Origin of the sequence: Streptococcus sp. LQJ-218 (assembly GCF_003428885.1) — a bacterium.
In the GTDB taxonomy this organism is placed as follows: Bacteria; Bacillota; Bacilli; order Lactobacillales; family Streptococcaceae; genus Streptococcus.
This window is the reverse complement of sequence record NZ_QQRU01000007.1, coordinates 52798-67437: the sequence shown is the minus strand read 5'-3', so window position 1 is coordinate 67437 and position 14640 is coordinate 52798. Positions and strand designations below refer to the sequence as shown.

17 protein-coding genes, 1 tRNA gene and 1 pseudogene are annotated in these 14640 nt (G+C 42.2%); 8 read left to right on the top strand and 11 right to left on the bottom strand.

Annotation, left to right across the window (positions count from 1 at the left end):
• Nucleotides 1-36: 36 nt before the first annotated feature.
• Genes queC through queF form a run of 4 tightly spaced genes read left to right on the top strand, consistent with a single transcriptional unit; the run spans nt 37 to nt 2352 of the window.
• Complete coding sequence (gene queC, locus D2908_RS07225) at nt 37-690, top strand: 7-cyano-7-deazaguanine synthase QueC (protein ID WP_117305976.1); 654 nt, start codon at nt 37-39, stop codon at nt 688-690.
• Complete coding sequence (gene queD, locus D2908_RS07220; RefSeq protein ID WP_000464573.1) at nt 690-1133, top strand: 6-carboxytetrahydropterin synthase QueD; 444 nt, start codon at nt 690-692, stop codon at nt 1131-1133. Before queC ends, queD begins: the two co-directional genes overlap by 1 nt.
• Nucleotides 1126-1842, top strand: a complete 717-nt coding sequence (queE, locus tag D2908_RS10020) for a 7-carboxy-7-deazaguanine synthase QueE (RefSeq protein ID WP_206269743.1) — start codon at nt 1126-1128, stop codon at nt 1840-1842. Before queD ends, queE begins: the two co-directional genes overlap by 8 nt.
• Before the next feature lie 18 nt (nt 1843-1860).
• Nucleotides 1861-2352 carry a preQ(1) synthase gene (gene queF / locus D2908_RS10015; protein ID WP_206269742.1) on the top strand — a complete coding sequence of 164 codons (492 nt, stop codon included), beginning with the start codon at nt 1861-1863 and terminating at the stop codon, nt 2350-2352.
• Nucleotides 2353-2506: 154 nt separating this feature from the next.
• On the opposite strand, the gene D2908_RS07210 is transcribed toward queF, so the two are convergent.
• Nucleotides 2507-3241: an aquaporin gene (locus D2908_RS07210; protein WP_117305974.1), complete on the bottom strand. Its 735-nt coding sequence runs from the start codon at nt 3239-3241 to the stop codon at nt 2507-2509.
• A 254-nt stretch (nt 3242-3495) separates the two neighbouring features.
• Between D2908_RS07210 and D2908_RS07205 the strand changes: the two genes are divergently transcribed.
• Nucleotides 3496-4260: a (S)-acetoin forming diacetyl reductase gene (locus D2908_RS07205; RefSeq protein ID WP_117305972.1), complete on the top strand. Its 765-nt coding sequence runs from the start codon at nt 3496-3498 to the stop codon at nt 4258-4260.
• A 308-nt stretch (nt 4261-4568) separates the two neighbouring features.
• Here the strand turns inward: D2908_RS07205 and pepF are convergent, their stop codons facing one another.
• The 9 genes from pepF to D2908_RS07160 form a co-directional block, all read right to left on the bottom strand.
• Nucleotides 4569-6365, bottom strand: coding sequence for an oligoendopeptidase F (pepF, locus tag D2908_RS07200; RefSeq protein ID WP_117305970.1), 1797 nt, complete (start codon nt 6363-6365; stop codon nt 4569-4571).
• Between the two features lie 10 nt (nt 6366-6375).
• Nucleotides 6376-7119, bottom strand: coding sequence for a 16S rRNA (uracil(1498)-N(3))-methyltransferase (locus D2908_RS07195; protein ID WP_117305968.1), 744 nt, complete (start codon nt 7117-7119; stop codon nt 6376-6378).
• 1 nt (nt 7120) lies between these two features.
• Complete coding sequence (gene prmA, locus D2908_RS07190; protein WP_117305966.1) at nt 7121-8071, bottom strand: 50S ribosomal protein L11 methyltransferase; 951 nt, start codon at nt 8069-8071, stop codon at nt 7121-7123.
• 10 nt (nt 8072-8081) lie between these two features.
• The gene (locus D2908_RS07185) at nt 8082-8981 is read right to left on the bottom strand and encodes a GIY-YIG nuclease family protein (RefSeq protein ID WP_117305964.1); all 900 of its coding nucleotides are present in this window, start codon (nt 8979-8981) and stop codon (nt 8082-8084) included.
• Complete coding sequence (locus tag D2908_RS07180; protein WP_117305962.1) at nt 8982-9410, bottom strand: NUDIX hydrolase; 429 nt, start codon at nt 9408-9410, stop codon at nt 8982-8984.
• A gap of 9 nt (nt 9411-9419) precedes the next feature.
• Complete coding sequence (locus tag D2908_RS07175; RefSeq protein WP_117305960.1) at nt 9420-9890, bottom strand: DUF3013 family protein; 471 nt, start codon at nt 9888-9890, stop codon at nt 9420-9422.
• Nucleotides 9891-10182: 292 nt separating this feature from the next.
• Entirely contained in the window at nt 10183-10635 is a 453-nt protein-coding gene (locus D2908_RS07170; RefSeq protein WP_117305958.1) for a type II toxin-antitoxin system HicB family antitoxin, read from the bottom strand.
• Between the two features lie 36 nt (nt 10636-10671).
• Complete coding sequence (locus D2908_RS07165) at nt 10672-10851, bottom strand: type II toxin-antitoxin system HicA family toxin (RefSeq protein ID WP_165847463.1); 180 nt, start codon at nt 10849-10851, stop codon at nt 10672-10674.
• 147 nt (nt 10852-10998) lie between these two features.
• Nucleotides 10999-11196, bottom strand: a complete 198-nt coding sequence (locus D2908_RS07160; protein ID WP_049531865.1) for a hypothetical protein — start codon at nt 11194-11196, stop codon at nt 10999-11001.
• A gap of 307 nt (nt 11197-11503) precedes the next feature.
• Between D2908_RS07160 and D2908_RS07155 the strand changes: the two genes are divergently transcribed.
• The gene (locus D2908_RS07155) at nt 11504-12775 is read left to right on the top strand and encodes a replication-associated recombination protein A (RefSeq protein ID WP_117305954.1); all 1272 of its coding nucleotides are present in this window, start codon (nt 11504-11506) and stop codon (nt 12773-12775) included.
• A 264-nt stretch (nt 12776-13039) separates the two neighbouring features.
• Nucleotides 13040-13112: transfer RNA gene (locus D2908_RS07150), tRNA-Lys, on the top strand.
• A gap of 83 nt (nt 13113-13195) precedes the next feature.
• Here the strand turns inward: D2908_RS07150 and D2908_RS07145 are convergent.
• Nucleotides 13196-13852, bottom strand: a pseudogene (locus tag D2908_RS07145) (hypothetical protein).
• A gap of 238 nt (nt 13853-14090) precedes the next feature.
• Here D2908_RS07145 and D2908_RS07140 point away from each other — a divergent pair.
• A complete protein-coding gene (locus tag D2908_RS07140) occupies nt 14091-14624 on the top strand; it encodes a hypothetical protein (RefSeq protein WP_117305953.1) in 534 nt (177 codons plus the stop codon).
• Nucleotides 14625-14640: the final 16 nt, after the last annotated feature.

Below are 14640 nucleotides of genomic sequence, written 5' to 3'. Positions count from 1 at the left end.
CGTGCTCTGAACATTTCCCATTTTGGAAGGAGTACTATGAAACGTCAATCAGCCTTGGTCGTCTTTAGTGGCGGTCAAGATTCTACAACCTGCCTCTTCTGGGCCAAGCAACACTATGAAACGGTTGAAGCCGTTACCTTTGCCTACGGCCAACGCCACCATCTTGAAATTCAAGTGGCCAAAGAAATCGCTGAGGAACAAGGCATTCGTCATCATATCCTAGATATGTCTCTGCTGGGACAGATCACTGAAAATGCCTTGACTTCAGATTTGAAAATTGAACAAAAAGAGGGAGAGGTTCCCAATACCTTTGTTGACGGTCGCAACCACCTCTTTCTATCCTTCGCGGCAGTCCTTGCTAAGCAACGTGGAATTACGGATATCGTGACAGGAGTGTGCGAAACAGATTTCTCAGGCTATCCTGACTGCCGTGATGTCTTTGTCAAATCACTCAATGTCACCCTCAACCTGGCCATGGATTACGACTTTGTTATCCAAACACCTCTTATGTGGCTTGACAAGGCTGAAACTTGGGAATTAGCCGACCAACTCGGTGTCTTTGACTATGTTCGTGAAAAGACCTTGACCTGCTACAACGGGATTATCGGAAGTGGCTGTGGAGATTGCCCAGCCTGCCACCTACGGAAACATGGTCTAGATGTCTATCTCTCACAGAAAGGAGAGGCCTAATGTTTTTTGCACCTAAAGAAATCAAACAGGAAACTGGGGAGTCTCTTGTCTACAATCCTCACAGAACCTTGGTATCAAAAGAATTTACCTTCGACGCTGCCCACCACCTCTTTCACTATGAGGGAAAATGCAAATCCCTTCATGGTCACACCTATCATCTACAGATTGCTGTCAGTGGATTTTTAGATGAACGCGGTATGACCTATGATTTTGGAGATATTAAAGCCATCTACAAGAACTACTTAGAGCCCCACTTAGATCATCGCTATCTCAATGAAACCCTGCCTTATATGAATACAACCGCTGAAAATATGGTTTACTGGATTTTCCAAACCATGAACCAAGAGTTACCAGACGAGCGCGGTCTCCGTTTAGAATACGTTCGCCTCTATGAGACTCCGACTGCCTTTGCAGAGTTTAGACGGGAGTGGTTAGATGACTAGAGAACGTGTCCTCAAACTACCAGTTCTAGAAATTTTTGGGCCAACCTTTCAAGGTGAAGGCCGTGCTATTGGCCAGAAAACCATGTTTGTCCGCACTGCAGGTTGCGACTATCATTGCGACTGGTGCGACTCCGCCTTTACTTGGGATGGTTCTGAAAAGCCAACTCGCATGACAGCTGACGAAGTCATTGCTGCCTTGGATAAACTAGGAAGCTACGACTACGTCACCCTATCTGGGGGAAATCCTGCTATCCTAGCAGCCAACATGGCTGAGCTAGTAACTAAGCTCAAGGAACGTGGTGTCACTCTGGCTGTTGAGACCCAAGGCTCCCGCTGGCAAAATTGGTTAAAAGACATCGACCAAGTCACCCTGAGCCCCAAACCTCCTTCATCCAAGATGGAAGTCAACTTTGAGACCCTGGACTTTATCGTTTCCCAACTGGATCCAGATAAAGTCACCTTTAAAATTCCTGTCTTTGATGATGCTGATTTGGCCTTTGCCAGAGGCATACAAGAGCGCTACCAACCGGATGTTCTCTTCTTATCAGCAGGAAACCCTGAGCCAAAGGCTAGAGGCAATATTGTCCAAGACCAACTAGACCGACTCAAAGAACTCTGGGAACGCATCGCTGGTGACGACAGCTGGGGCAATGTCCGCGTCCTTCCTCAACTTCATACCCTCCTCTACGACAATCAACGTGGTGTTTAAGATTAGAAAGAAAAAATCATGTCACAACAAGAAGAAATGAAAAACCTCAGCCTCCTCGGCAACAAAGAAACTAACTACATTTTCGAGTATCAACCAGAAGTCCTCGAATCCTTTGACAATCGTCATGTGGAAAATGACTATTTTATCAAATTTAACTGTCCTGAATTTACCTCGCTTTGTCCAATTACAGCTCAGCCAGACTTTGCGACCATTTATATTTCCTACATTCCTGACAAGCTCTGTGTCGAGTCAAAATCGCTTAAACTCTACCTCTTTAGCTATCGAAACCACGGAGATTTCCATGAAAACTGTATCAATACCATTGGGAAAGACTTGGTCAACTTGCTAAACCCTCGCTATTTGGAGGTTTGGGGAAAATTCACTCCGCGTGGTGGCATTTCAATTGACCCCTACTACAACTACGGTAGACCTGGAACTAAGTATGAAGGCTTGGCCGAACAACGCCTCTTCCAACACGACCTCTATCCAGAGAAAATTGACAACCGTTAAACTTATACTCAATGAAAATAAAAAAAAGCAAACTAGGAAGCTAGCCGCAAGTTGCTCAAAACACTGCCTTTAGGTTGTAGACAAGACTGACGAAGGCAGCTCAAAACACTGTTTTGAGATTGCAGATGGAAACTGACGTGGTTTAAAGAGATTTTCAAAGAGTATCATACGAAAAAGCCCTGTTCCTCATCATGAGGAGCAAGGCTTTTTGAGTCTCAATTATTTTTCTGCCCCAATGAAGTTTTTTTGCAACAAATGCTGCAAGAGCTCTACCAGCGATTGGTACAAGGATGAAAATCCAAACTTGTTGAAGGGCTGCGCCGCCTACAAAGACAGCTGGTGCCAAGCTACGAGATGGGTTTACTGAAAGTCCAGTGATGTTCAAGCCAGCTAGAATCAAAGCTGTCAATGACAAACCGATTACCAAACCAGCAATCGCGCCACTGCCCTTGCTTACTGATGTCACCGTCAGGATAACTAAAACTAACAAGAAAGTTGCGATCACTTCAAACAAGAAACCACCAAATACTGTTGCACCGTTTGCCAAGGCATTTTCACCAAGACTAGCAGTTGACATACCTGAGTTAGCCAAGAGGAAGAAGACAGCGCCAGAAGCAATAAAAGCTCCAACAACCTGTCCAAGGATGTAGTTTACAAGCTCTGAAGGTGGCAAACCTTTGTTTACAAACATAGCGATCGAAACAGCTGGGTTCAAGTGAGCACCTGAAACAGTTCCGATTGAGTAGGTAGCAACTACGATGGCTAAACCAAAGGCAAAGGCAATTCCAAGGTGACCTAGGCCATCAAGACCACTTCCAAAAACAACAGCTCCTGTTCCGATGAAGACAAGCATGAACGTACCGATTAACTCAGCAATAAGTTTTTTCATTTTCTTTCTCCTTTTTTCAAAAACTAGGTACTAGTCTATCAAAAGAGGGAAAGGTTTCAAGAAAATTGATTGGAAAGTTTCAGGGTAAAATTCTATAAAAATAGTAGTGTTTATTTGAAACATTTTTTCTAAAGGTATATAATATCAATATAGTTCTAATAAATTATTTATTCCCTAATTTGAACTAATTTTTACTACTTTGCTGTTCTTTGATGAACGTTTGAATGGTATCGTGGATACCAAGGAGGAATCATATGTCTAAAGTTGCTATTGTCACAGGTGCAGGTCAAGGGATCGGTTTTGCAATCGCAAAACGCTTGGTTCAAGATGGTTTTAAGGTTGGAGTTTTAGACTACAATGCTGAAACAGCTGAAAAAGCAGTTGCTGAGTTGTCGGCAGAGAATGCTTTAGCTGTTGTAGCAGATGTGTCTAAACAAGCAGAAGTTGCTGCAGCTTTCCAAAAAGTTGTTGATCATTTCGGAGACTTGAACGTTGTGGTAAACAACGCTGGTGTCGCTCCTACTACACCTCTGGATACAATTACAGAGGAACAATTCGCTCGCACATTTGCTATTAACGTCGGTGGTGTCATTTGGGGAGCACAAGCTGCTCAGGCTCAATTTAAAGCACTAGGTCACGGTGGTAAAATCATCAACGCTACTTCTCAAGCAGGTGTTGTCGGTAATCCAAATCTAACTGTTTACGGCGGTACAAAATTCGCTGTTCGCGGTATTACTCAAACATTGGCACGTGATTTAGCAGAGTCAGGTATCACTGTTAACGCTTATGCTCCAGGTATCGTTAAAACACCAATGATGTATGATATCGCCCATGAAGTTGGAAAAAATGCTGGAAAAGACGACGAGTGGGGTATGCAAACATTCGCAAAAGATATTACTTTGAAACGTTTATCTGAACCAGAAGATGTTGCTGCAGCAGTTAGCTTCCTCGCTGGACCAGATTCAAACTACATTACAGGTCAAACCATTATCGTTGATGGTGGTATGCAATTCCATTAAGATACACAAAAAGAGGTTGGAAAATAATTCAACCTCTTTTATTAGTTTTCATTATTAGTTAGGAGGATACTTTCTCAATACCTTTACATTTCTCAATAAGCTGTCCTTAAATGACTTAATATTGAATTCTCAATTAAACACAATCTGATATAAAATGAAGCAAATAACTATCAATAGCAACTGTACAGTAAGTTCAAATTTAACATCACGACCTTCAACGGCGTGTTTGAAAATAGCTACAGTTAAAACAAATAGAATGACGCTTAACAAGCTCATAAACATCATTCTAGAACAACCTCTCTATTCCCCTACTCTCCCAACTGGGCGCTGTAGGCGATAATCTGGTCAACTGTGTCTGACAAGAATTGGATGGTATCACGGAGTGGTTTATCTGTTGAAATATCAGCACCGATGATCATGGCTGACTCAAGTGGTGTCTTGCTACCACCTGATTTGAGGAGATTGAGCCAGTCTTCAGCTCCAGTTTCTGAATGTTTCAGATGGAGGTAACCTGCAGTCGAAATCACAAGTCCAGCTGAGTAGGTGTAACTATACAAGCCCATGTAGTAGTGAGCTTGGCGCATCCAAGTCAAAGCTGCATCATCATCAATTTCAATGGCATCTCCCCAGAAATCCGTCAAGACTTCCTTCATGATGCTGTTGAGCTTGCTTGCTCCAAAGGTCTCCCCTTCTTCAATCAATGTATACACCTTACGCTGGAAGGCCGCTTCCAAGAGGTGGGTAATAAAGTTATGGAAGTAGGTGTCTGTCAAGCGGTGAGCCAGAGCAAAACGTTTTTGACGAGGGTCGTCAGACTGCTGTTCCAAATAATCACTGAGTAGCAATTCATTGAAGGTTGACGGTGCTTCGACATAGTAGGTCGACATATGGGCATTGAAGTAACTTTGATGATTGTCTGAAAAGATGAATTGACCAGAATGCCCGATTTCATGAATCAAGGTATAGACATCGCTCAAACGGCCTGTCCAGCTCATGAGGACATAAGGATGCACACGGTAGGGATCAGCTGCATAGCCACCAGAATCCTTACCACTGTTAGCAGCAAAGTCCACCCAGCGCTCTTCTTGATAGCGAGCAACTTCTTGACTGTATTCTTGACCCAAAGGTTCTACCGACTTCATGACCAAATCATAGGCATCGTCAATAGTCACTTGAGGATTGAGGGCGCTGTCCAAGTCCAATTTCCAGTCTGCAAAGGTCATCTTTTCAAGACCATTTACCTTAGCCACATGCTTGAGGTATCTCTGAGCGACTGGCGCAAAGTCCTTCATGATAAGATCAATCTGGCGGTCAAACATAGCACGGTCCACTTCCTGCTCAGCTAGAAGATAATCAAAGACTGAGTCGTAGCCCTTCATATCAGCTAATATTTTCTCAGACTTGATTTGGGCTAAATAGGCTGCCGCAGCCGTATTTTGGTGCTTACGAAGTCCTTCTGAGAAGGAACGGAAGGATTTCTCACGGACCTCAGCGTCCTCATGGTTTTGGTAGAAATTTTCATAGGTCACAAAGCTGTTTTTATAGGTCTTGCCATGGGCTTCAAAGTCAGCCATTTCAAAGTCCCCAGCTCGCATCTTAGTATAAATATCCTGCGGACTGTAGAAAACTTCACCGAGATTAGTCAAAGCCTTCTCCACATCAGCCCCCAGATAGTGGGCTTTTTTGATTTTGGCCTGACGAATAGCTGCCGACAAGTGAGGCAATTCCCCCAAGCGGTCCAAGACTTCCTCATCTGTCACTACCAAAGCATCATCAAAGAAAGTAAGAGCTACACTTGCATCTGTTTCAAATTCCATCCCAGCTTGAGCAATATTCGCAAATTCTTCATTGCTGTAGTCTGTCGTCTGTGGCATAAAGCCATAGTTACCAATATGGCTCATCTGAATGTAGATCTGTTCCAATTCCGCAAAGGCCTTCTCAAAATCCTCAAAAGTATGAAGATTGCCCTTGTAATCACGGCTAAATTGATTGATGTCTTCACGAGTCTTTTCGATTGCTCGCAAGAAATCCTCACGGTCTTGATATAGGGCTGTTAAATCCCAGAGTTCCTTTTCTGGAAATTCTGAACGGTGTTTTTGTTCCATTTTCTTCCTCTTATTTCTCTAATTCTAATAAAACACTAAGGACTGATAAGGCGTAAAGCGGTGCTGTTTCTGCTCGCAAAATGCGAGGACCAAGACCTGCCAATACTGCTCCCTTAGCTTCGAAACTCTCAATTTCTGCAGGTGACAGACCACCTTCTGGACCAAAGATAAAGAGCAGTTTGGCTCCTTTTTCAAGACCAGAGACCGCTTGTAAGAGCGCAGCGGCTTCTCCTTCTTTTGCTGATTCTTCATAGGCCACTATGATAGAGTCAAACTGGTCAAACTGAGCTAGAAAATCTGCTTTTTTCTCGAAAAGCTGAATACTTGGAACAACATTACGCTTGCTTTGTTCTGCTGCTCCAAGGGCAATTTTTTCTAGTTTTTCAACCTTTTTACCCAATTTCTTGCCATCCCACTTGGCGACCGACCAGTCGGCAGGGAAGGCCAAAATCTGACTGGCACCTAGTTCCGTCACTTTTTGAGTGATAAACTCCAACTTATCTCCCTTGGGAAAGCCAGATGCAATGGTCACTTGGACTGGTAGTTCCACATTGTCATCTAGTTCTTCTACCAATTCAAACTGACGAGCTTCCACATCCAGCACGCGCGCCAAACGCTTGATACCATCATCAAAGACTAAGGTCACCTCATCATCTTCTTTCAGGCGCATAACCTGAAACATATGCTTGCTGGTTTCCTTGTCCTCGATAGTGACAGGAGAGATTGCACTGCCTTTGACAAAATACTGCTGCATGCTAGCCTCCAATCACACCCGAGATATCCTTGGTCTTCTTGAAAATACAGGCATTCCATTCCCCTTGAACCATATGGGTTTCAAGGAAAAATCCAGCTGACTCAGCCGACTCGCGCACCATATCCCACTTGTCCTTGATAATGCCACTCATGATCAGGTAGCCTTCATCCTTGACCAAGCGATAAGCATCATCCGTCAGATGAATGAGAATATCCGCCAAGATGTTGGCCACGATGACGTCTGCCTCAATCTCCACGCCCTTGAGCAAATCACCTGGCGCCACATGGATATTTTCCATGCCAGGATTGAGCTCAATATTTTCCTGAGCGACTCGAACCGCTACATCATCCAGATCATAGGCGAAGATTTCCTTAGCACCAAGAAGCGAGCTAGCAATAGAAAGAACTCCTGAACCAGTCCCCACATCGATCACTGTTTCTCCACCTCGAAGAACCTGCTCCAAGGCAAAGAGGCTCATCTTGGTCGTCGGGTGTGTTCCAGTCCCAAAGGCCATTCCAGGATCCAACTTGATAATCTTTTCTCCCGCCGTTGCCTCATAGTCTGTCCATGACGGCACGATGGTCAAGTCATGAGTGATACGAGCTGGTTCATAGTATTTCTTCCAGTTGTCTGCCCAGTCTTCCTCAGCCAAGGCAGTCGTCCCAATCTTGACCTCTCCCAAATCCATAAAATCTGCCAACTCTACCAGACGAGCCTGCAAGTCCGCTTCAACCGTTGCCACATCAACCGTTTCCGAATAGTAGGCTGTCACCACGATTTCTTCTTGTTGCTCGACCTCAGGGAAAATTTCACCGAAACGGTCCACATTTCCCACATAGTCCATGCTGTCTTCGATTGCAACACCTTGAGCACCCAGCTCAATCAAGAGATTAGAGACAAGCTCCTCTCCATCACGCTTAACTGTAACTTTTAACTCTTGCCATGTTTCCATCTGATTCTCCTTAACAATCCATTGTTTCTTCTAATTCTTTTAAAGTCTTGCCGTCCTTATTTTTCCAGTCCGTTCGTCCATTCGTATTCATTCCTAGCACAAAAGCAGCTGCATAAGATGGACTGGAGAACAGTTGTTTTTCTTGTAAAACACCATCTCTAATCACATTTGATTTGATTAATTCCTCACGCAATTCTTTTAGACTTGCTGGTATTGCGGGTGAATCAACTTCATCAACTTGACTGCCTTCTAAAACAACAAACCCTTCTGAAGTATGTTCACAGATTGCTTCGATCGTTCTATTTGATTTCTTGGTTTTTCGCTTTAGATAGAGATAAGTTAAATTATCATCAGAAACATTCTGACCTGTTTTCTTGGTCATAGGAACAAACAGTCGGTACCCTAAGGTTCCTACAATCATCAAAGTATTTTCTACAACCTCATCCAACTCAGATTGCTTTTCTTCTGTTACATTCCCAGAATTGGGCTCATTCCCATTTTTTACAATGAAGCGCCCCGCGTCCTTTGCTAGTTGTGTAAATTTATTTTCCAAGTAACTAATTTCCGTGGGTCCAAAGGAGTTATTCTGCGTCGTCAAAATAATGACATCATTAAAATAATCTGCATGGTTGTCACGAGTATGTTCCTGAACACGTAAAAGGACACCTTCACCATTTTTGCGATTCGTCGCCTGCCCGATGTATGTAACATCCTTTTGCTTATCCTCATTACGACCAAATAGGAAATAAATGCCACTTTGCTTCATTTCATCACGTGATTTTAAACCTGCCAATTGAATTCGAGGAATTTTATAAATCACCCCTGTCCAATTCGACAAGGTACATTTAATTATCCCAGTAACTTCTCCATCCATGAGAAACATATTGATATTCTTACTACGATTTGGCATCTACCTTACTTCCTCCAAATAATCCCTCAATCTACCCTGTAGCTGAGGCACTGCTTGTTTAGAATTGAGAAATTCCTCAATATTCATCAGTTTATAGGCCTGCCCTTCATTTCCAAAGGTGATATTGTCAAATTGTTCTTGTCTTAGCTGACCAACCATAAAGACCGATTGCTTGTCTTTAAAGATTACGCTAGGATAAATCTTGCTCCAAAGCAGACAGTCTTCATCTAAATGAATTCCCAGTTCCTCATAAACTTCACGCGCTGCGCACTCGAAAGGACTTTCGTTTCCTTCACGACCACCACCTGGCAACTCCCACATGTTGGGACAAGGGATATCGTCCTTGTCATCACGTAAGATAGTCAGGATTTTATCCCCACAAATCAAGGCAATCTTACAACCTTGGAAATCAGTAACTTCTATTTCCATGCTGGACTCCTAATACCTCGGATAAGGGTAAAATTCTCCTTCTTCCAAGCCAACTTTTCCTTCTTCAAAGACTTCTTGGTTCCATTCCATGATAAATTCTTCTGCTTCTGGGTCTTCCAAAAAGTCCATGAGGGCATCTAGTCCAACCTCGGCAGTATCTTTAAGGAAAAGAGCAAAATAAGCTAAAAATTCACGGGAAAATCCTTTTTTAGGTAGATAAGGAATGACCGTCAAATAGTCTTCCTCATTGACTGTTGATTTGGCAGGATTGTAAAAAAGCACTGCTTCTTCAAAGAGGATATCATCTGACGAAACTTCTCCATCCTCATCCACCATCTCCACACCTGTAGCGTTTTGCGCTTCCAATAGAAAACTCACTTCAACCGCGTGGTTGCGCTTGTCCCAACTAATCTCAAAGTCAAAGGGAAAATTCTTCTCCAACTCTTCCTCTAAAACATCTAAAAATCCGTATGTTGCCATTTTGTCCTCTTTCTATGCGACTCTTTAATCGCCCCGATTGCTCGGAAATATGCTAAAATAGATACTACCATCTTACCACAAAATTATTTTATGTCCTAATTATACCATATTACCTCATTTAATCCCTTGGTATCAGTGATTTTCTTAAACGGTTGATTTCCTTATTTTTTCCAAAAACTCAACACAAAAAGCCCTCGAAAGGGCTAGCAAATCTATAGGATCAATAGACAAGTAACCAGCACAATTAGGAGTGCTTTTTTTATTGACTATTCCCACGATGTCACACTTAATCTTATGCTTGAATTTTCTTATCTGCAATAGCGTCTGTCAAAGTCTGAGAAAAGTTAAGTCCCATTTCTCGTCCCAACTTATCTGCCCATCTTGGTATGGTCAAGGTCTTTTTAATTGGTTCTTGACTTCCTAAGTACTCTGATACATCAGCAGATACCATAGAAATAAAAGATTTATCAAGGTCATAGGTTGACACAAAATCTTCATCATCTTTAAAAGGATCATTATCAATTAAAGACAAGCTATTGATATCTGATGGCTGGGGCAAATCTCCATCACTCTCTATCAAATCTGCGACAGTTATACCTAACCACTCTGAACCCATAGCCAGAGCCTCAGAAATCCCCTCTCCTTGTGTAGCTGAGTATTCAAAATCCGGGAAATGGACAAAATAAGTCGCTTCTGCTCCGTCTGTATCGTCATAATAAAATAAAGCTGGATACGTAACTAACATCTCACTACCTCCATATCAAAAAGCAGGGGCTGAATTTTACAACCCAGCTTGCTTTCTTATCCCTCTTTCAGTGTACTTATTCAGCTCACCATGAGGGATTGTGATAAGTCTTTCCCCTTGCTTCTCCATTTTAATATGGGAGCCTTTACCGCCTTTGGTCTTTATCCAACCATGAGCCGTAAGGAGTTTAACCATCTCTTTTTGTGTCATAGGCATAGCGCTTTTACCTCCTGACAACACCATTATAACACGTGCTACACGTATTGTAAAGAATGAGACGTATTATTCTCTTATACCATCAAAGATCCTAGATTCAGTTCTAAGAGCTTCTAATTTATTCATACCTATTTTTCTAATTCATAATTATTTAGAATGAACTTCTTGGTAAGCAAAATCAAGTTTAGGTTTAATGTTTTCGTACAAATCCAAAATCTCTTTTGGAGTATCTTCCCGGAAGAGAAATTTTCTTTTTCCTGAAATAACTTGATCACTAAGAATCCAATGACGAATTTGTTTTGTAAAAATCAAAACTTCCTGACTTGGTAATTCCATCATTTCCATTCCTTATCACCTCTCTTTTCATTATAGTTCATGCAATAACATTTAGCAATGTTATTTCTCAAATCAGCAATTCCACTTCTTTAGACTCAACTATCCTATTTTGAGTTTTAAGGGAAATCCATTCTCTCATGCTGATACCTCTCCTCATCAAATTAAATAGTCAAAAAATTTCTATCTCACACCCTGAATATTACAAAACCATTGAAATATCACAACTAATAGGCTAGAATGGACATAGTAAGATGTATTAGATGAGTCATTCTACTCAAAAAATATGACACTAAAATCCACGTTAGAAAGGACTGCTATGCCAGACAATCTCGCGCTTCGCATGCGCCCTAAAACTATCGACCAGGTCATCGGTCAGGAACATCTGGTCGGACCTGGAAAAATCATCCGCCGCATGGTGGAGGCCAACCGCCTGTCCTCCATGATTCTCTATGGCCCTCCGGGAATCGGAAAAACCAGCATTGCCTCAGCTATTGCTGGAACTACCAAGTATGCCTTTCGAACTTTCAATGCGACAGTTGATAGTAAAAAGCGACTGCAAGAAATTGCTGAGGAAGCTAAATTCTCAGGTGGCCTTGTACTGCTACTAGACGAGATTCATCGTCTTGACAAGACTAAACAAGACTTCCTCTTGCCTCTCTTAGAAAGCGGACTGGTCATCATGATTGGGGCGACGACTGAAAATCCTTTCTTTTCTGTCACTCCAGCCATCCGTAGCCGTGTTCAGATTTTTGAGTTGGAACCCTTGTCTAACCAGGATGTCAAAGGAGCCATTCAAATAGCCCTGACTGACTCTGAGCGTGGTTTTGATTTTCCAGTAGAACTAGATGCGGATGCGCTGGATTTCATCGCAACATCTACAAACGGAGACCTTCGTTCTGCCTTCAACTCGCTGGATTTAGCTGTTCTCTCTACTCCTGAGAATGATAAGGGCATCCGCCATATCACTCTAGACATCATGGAAAATAGTCTTCAGAGAAGCTACATCACTATGGACAAGGATGGAGACGGACACTACGATGTTCTCTCAGCCCTGCAAAAGTCTATCCGTGGCTCAGATGTTGATGCCAGTCTTCACTATGCTGCCCGTTTGATTGAGGCTGGTGATTTACCAAGTCTCGCTCGCCGTTTGACTGTTATCGCTTATGAAGATATCGGTTTGGCCAATCCTGAAGCCCAAATTCACACCGTGACTGCTCTGGATGCTGCACAAAGGATTGGTTTCCCAGAAGCACGCATTCTCATCGCCAATGTCGTGATTGATTTGGCACTTTCTCCAAAATCCAACTCTGCCTATGTGGCTATGGACAAGGCACTTGCTGACCTCAAAACATCAGGACATTTGCCTATTCCGCGACACCTGCGTGATGGTCACTATAGCGGTAGCAAGGAATTAGGCAACGCACAAAACTATCTCTATCCACATAACTACCCAGGTCACTGGGTCAAGCAAGACTATCTGCCAGAAAAAATTCGTAATCAGCACTATTTCCAAGCAGAAGATACTGGTAAATATGAACGGGCTTTGGCTCAAAGAAAGGAAGCCATCGACCGTTTGCGAAAAATCTGAAATCCTTTTCAAAAAATTGCACTTTCCTCTTGATTTTTTTTAAAAAAGTGGTATCATATAAATATAGAAACGCTGTGGTGTACGACTTCACACTTAAGTGTTGACCGACTATTTTTTGTATTATTAGGGAAACAAAAGTCTTCTAACAGCATGTAGGCCGTCTCACACGGAAACAGCTTCAGTTAGAGCGAGTTGCCCACCTGCTTAATTGCGCGGGTTCAATACAAACCGTGAAGTTTCGGCACCAATACAGCTTTTTTCTTTGCCTCCTTAGCTCAGCTGGCAGAGCAGCGGACTCTTAATCCGTGGGTCACAGGTTCGATCCCTGTAGGGGGCATCTAAATACAACAGGAAAAGCCTTGTAATATAGGGCTTTTTTGTTTTTCTAAGTATTTAGGAGCCATCCCAAAAGATAGATGCTCAATGTTCCACTTCTTCCTTAAATCGTACTTTTCCTTGACTATATAATCGCATAATCCTCACAAAGCGAACGGCATTGTTTTGGTTATACATAAGAAAAATTATAAAGAATAATATGCCAGCAAACCACACACCATAGCTTTCATTAATCGGTTGACCAAATTTTAGAGGAAGAGTCAAGAAATACAAAAAAATAATAGATAGACACTATATTTATTAGATAGCGAGCAAATCGATAAGGTAGAGCAGACAGTTGTCTGGGATCAAACTGATTTTTCGCAAACAAATTATGAGATGCGGCATAGTAAAAGACTTTCTCTGTCGTCGGCTGTGCTTTGCGAACATTTTTATAGAGTGCTCGTTCAAGTAAAGCAACCAACGAGAAAAACTGCATCAACCAAAATAGAAAAATACAAGTTAGACTAAACCAGTTATAGACACCAATAAACTTGAGGGAAAAGAAGCCCGAAATTGCAGGTCCACCTGCTAGTAAGAGAATTACCAAATCAGGAATAAAGGCATTCGTTTCCCAGCTTTTTCAGTATTGAGCAACCTACTCTTTGGAGCAACTAGAGCCTCTCCTGTCTTTTGGTCATAATAAACAGCCTGTCCATCACATTCGCCGATAAAGACACGACGGCGTCCGAGAAAAAACATACTTACCTCTTTCTATTTATGAAAACAAGTCTTCAAATTTTGGAATTTTATTATCCTAGTATACCATAAACCAACTTACTAGGTCATAGGATAGCTAAGAGCCACATCTTGCAAAAGGGTTGACAGAACTTCACTCCATAGGATATGATGAGAATACCTAAAATTTTATCTCTCCACGTCCTATACGCATTCTACTGAAAAAGTGTTGGCGAGTTCAATTCTATAGATGGAGGTTTCTATGAAAATCTATTATTCAAAATTTGTCGGTGGTGGCTATCTACTCTTTGCATCGGGTGTATTCTTTCAATTTTTCTTTTTTCTCGCGCATGGATTGATCGACTTTTCGCAGCTTAGTCTTCTCACTGTGGTTCCAACCATCCTCTTTTTCGCTGCTATCTATTCAACGATTGCAGGCATCAAAAGACTGACTAGTCGCAAAGTCTCCTTTGAATTCACCTTTGAGGGGATTTATGTCTATCCTGGACTCTTCTCCTCAAAAGAAATCTTCATCCCTAAAGAAGAATTGTTGCGAGCATCGTATGTCGAAGTGGATGTCAGTGACCCCGACCATGTCAACAGCAAGGCTTACTATATTGATTTTGACCTGAGAGAGGTGACCCAGCTAGAGGATATCTCTAAGTCAAACGTCATCATCGATACAAGTGTTCTGAAATTGTGTCTCGCCCTTAGCCTCTGTCGATTTAGAGAGGAAGAAAAAGCCGAGTTGGCGACCTATCTAAAAGAAAACTACGGAATTGATTTCTTATATTAGAAAGTAAAAAAGCCCT

What these genes read in the sequence shown, in the direction of transcription:
- queC (WP_117305976.1), top strand. Translation starts at nt 37, where the DNA reads ATGAAACGTCAATCAGCCTTGGTCGTCTTTAGTGGCGGTCAAGATTCT.
- queD (WP_000464573.1), top strand. Translation starts at nt 690, where the DNA reads ATGTTTTTTGCACCTAAAGAAATCAAACAGGAAACTGGGGAGTCTCTT.
- queE (WP_206269743.1), top strand. Translation starts at nt 1,126, where the DNA reads ATGACTAGAGAACGTGTCCTCAAACTACCAGTTCTAGAAATTTTTGGG.
- queF (WP_206269742.1), top strand. Translation starts at nt 1,861, where the DNA reads ATGTCACAACAAGAAGAAATGAAAAACCTCAGCCTCCTCGGCAACAAA.
- D2908_RS07210 (WP_117305974.1), bottom strand. Translation starts at nt 3,241, where the DNA reads ATGAAAAAACTTATTGCTGAGTTAATCGGTACGTTCATGCTTGTCTTC.
- D2908_RS07205 (WP_117305972.1), top strand. Translation starts at nt 3,496, where the DNA reads ATGTCTAAAGTTGCTATTGTCACAGGTGCAGGTCAAGGGATCGGTTTT.
- pepF (WP_117305970.1), bottom strand. Translation starts at nt 6,365, where the DNA reads ATGGAACAAAAACACCGTTCAGAATTTCCAGAAAAGGAACTCTGGGAT.
- D2908_RS07195 (WP_117305968.1), bottom strand. Translation starts at nt 7,119, where the DNA reads ATGCAGCAGTATTTTGTCAAAGGCAGTGCAATCTCTCCTGTCACTATC.
- prmA (WP_117305966.1), bottom strand. Translation starts at nt 8,071, where the DNA reads ATGGAAACATGGCAAGAGTTAAAAGTTACAGTTAAGCGTGATGGAGAG.
- D2908_RS07185 (WP_117305964.1), bottom strand. Translation starts at nt 8,981, where the DNA reads ATGCCAAATCGTAGTAAGAATATCAATATGTTTCTCATGGATGGAGAA.
- D2908_RS07180 (WP_117305962.1), bottom strand. Translation starts at nt 9,410, where the DNA reads ATGGAAATAGAAGTTACTGATTTCCAAGGTTGTAAGATTGCCTTGATT.
- D2908_RS07175 (WP_117305960.1), bottom strand. Translation starts at nt 9,890, where the DNA reads ATGGCAACATACGGATTTTTAGATGTTTTAGAGGAAGAGTTGGAGAAG.
- D2908_RS07170 (WP_117305958.1), bottom strand. Translation starts at nt 10,635, where the DNA reads ATGTTAGTTACGTATCCAGCTTTATTTTATTATGACGATACAGACGGA.
- D2908_RS07165 (WP_165847463.1), bottom strand. Translation starts at nt 10,851, where the DNA reads ATGCCTATGACACAAAAAGAGATGGTTAAACTCCTTACGGCTCATGGT.
- D2908_RS07160 (WP_049531865.1), bottom strand. Translation starts at nt 11,196, where the DNA reads ATGGAAATGATGGAATTACCAAGTCAGGAAGTTTTGATTTTTACAAAA.
- D2908_RS07155 (WP_117305954.1), top strand. Translation starts at nt 11,504, where the DNA reads ATGCCAGACAATCTCGCGCTTCGCATGCGCCCTAAAACTATCGACCAG.
- D2908_RS07140 (WP_117305953.1), top strand. Translation starts at nt 14,091, where the DNA reads ATGAAAATCTATTATTCAAAATTTGTCGGTGGTGGCTATCTACTCTTT.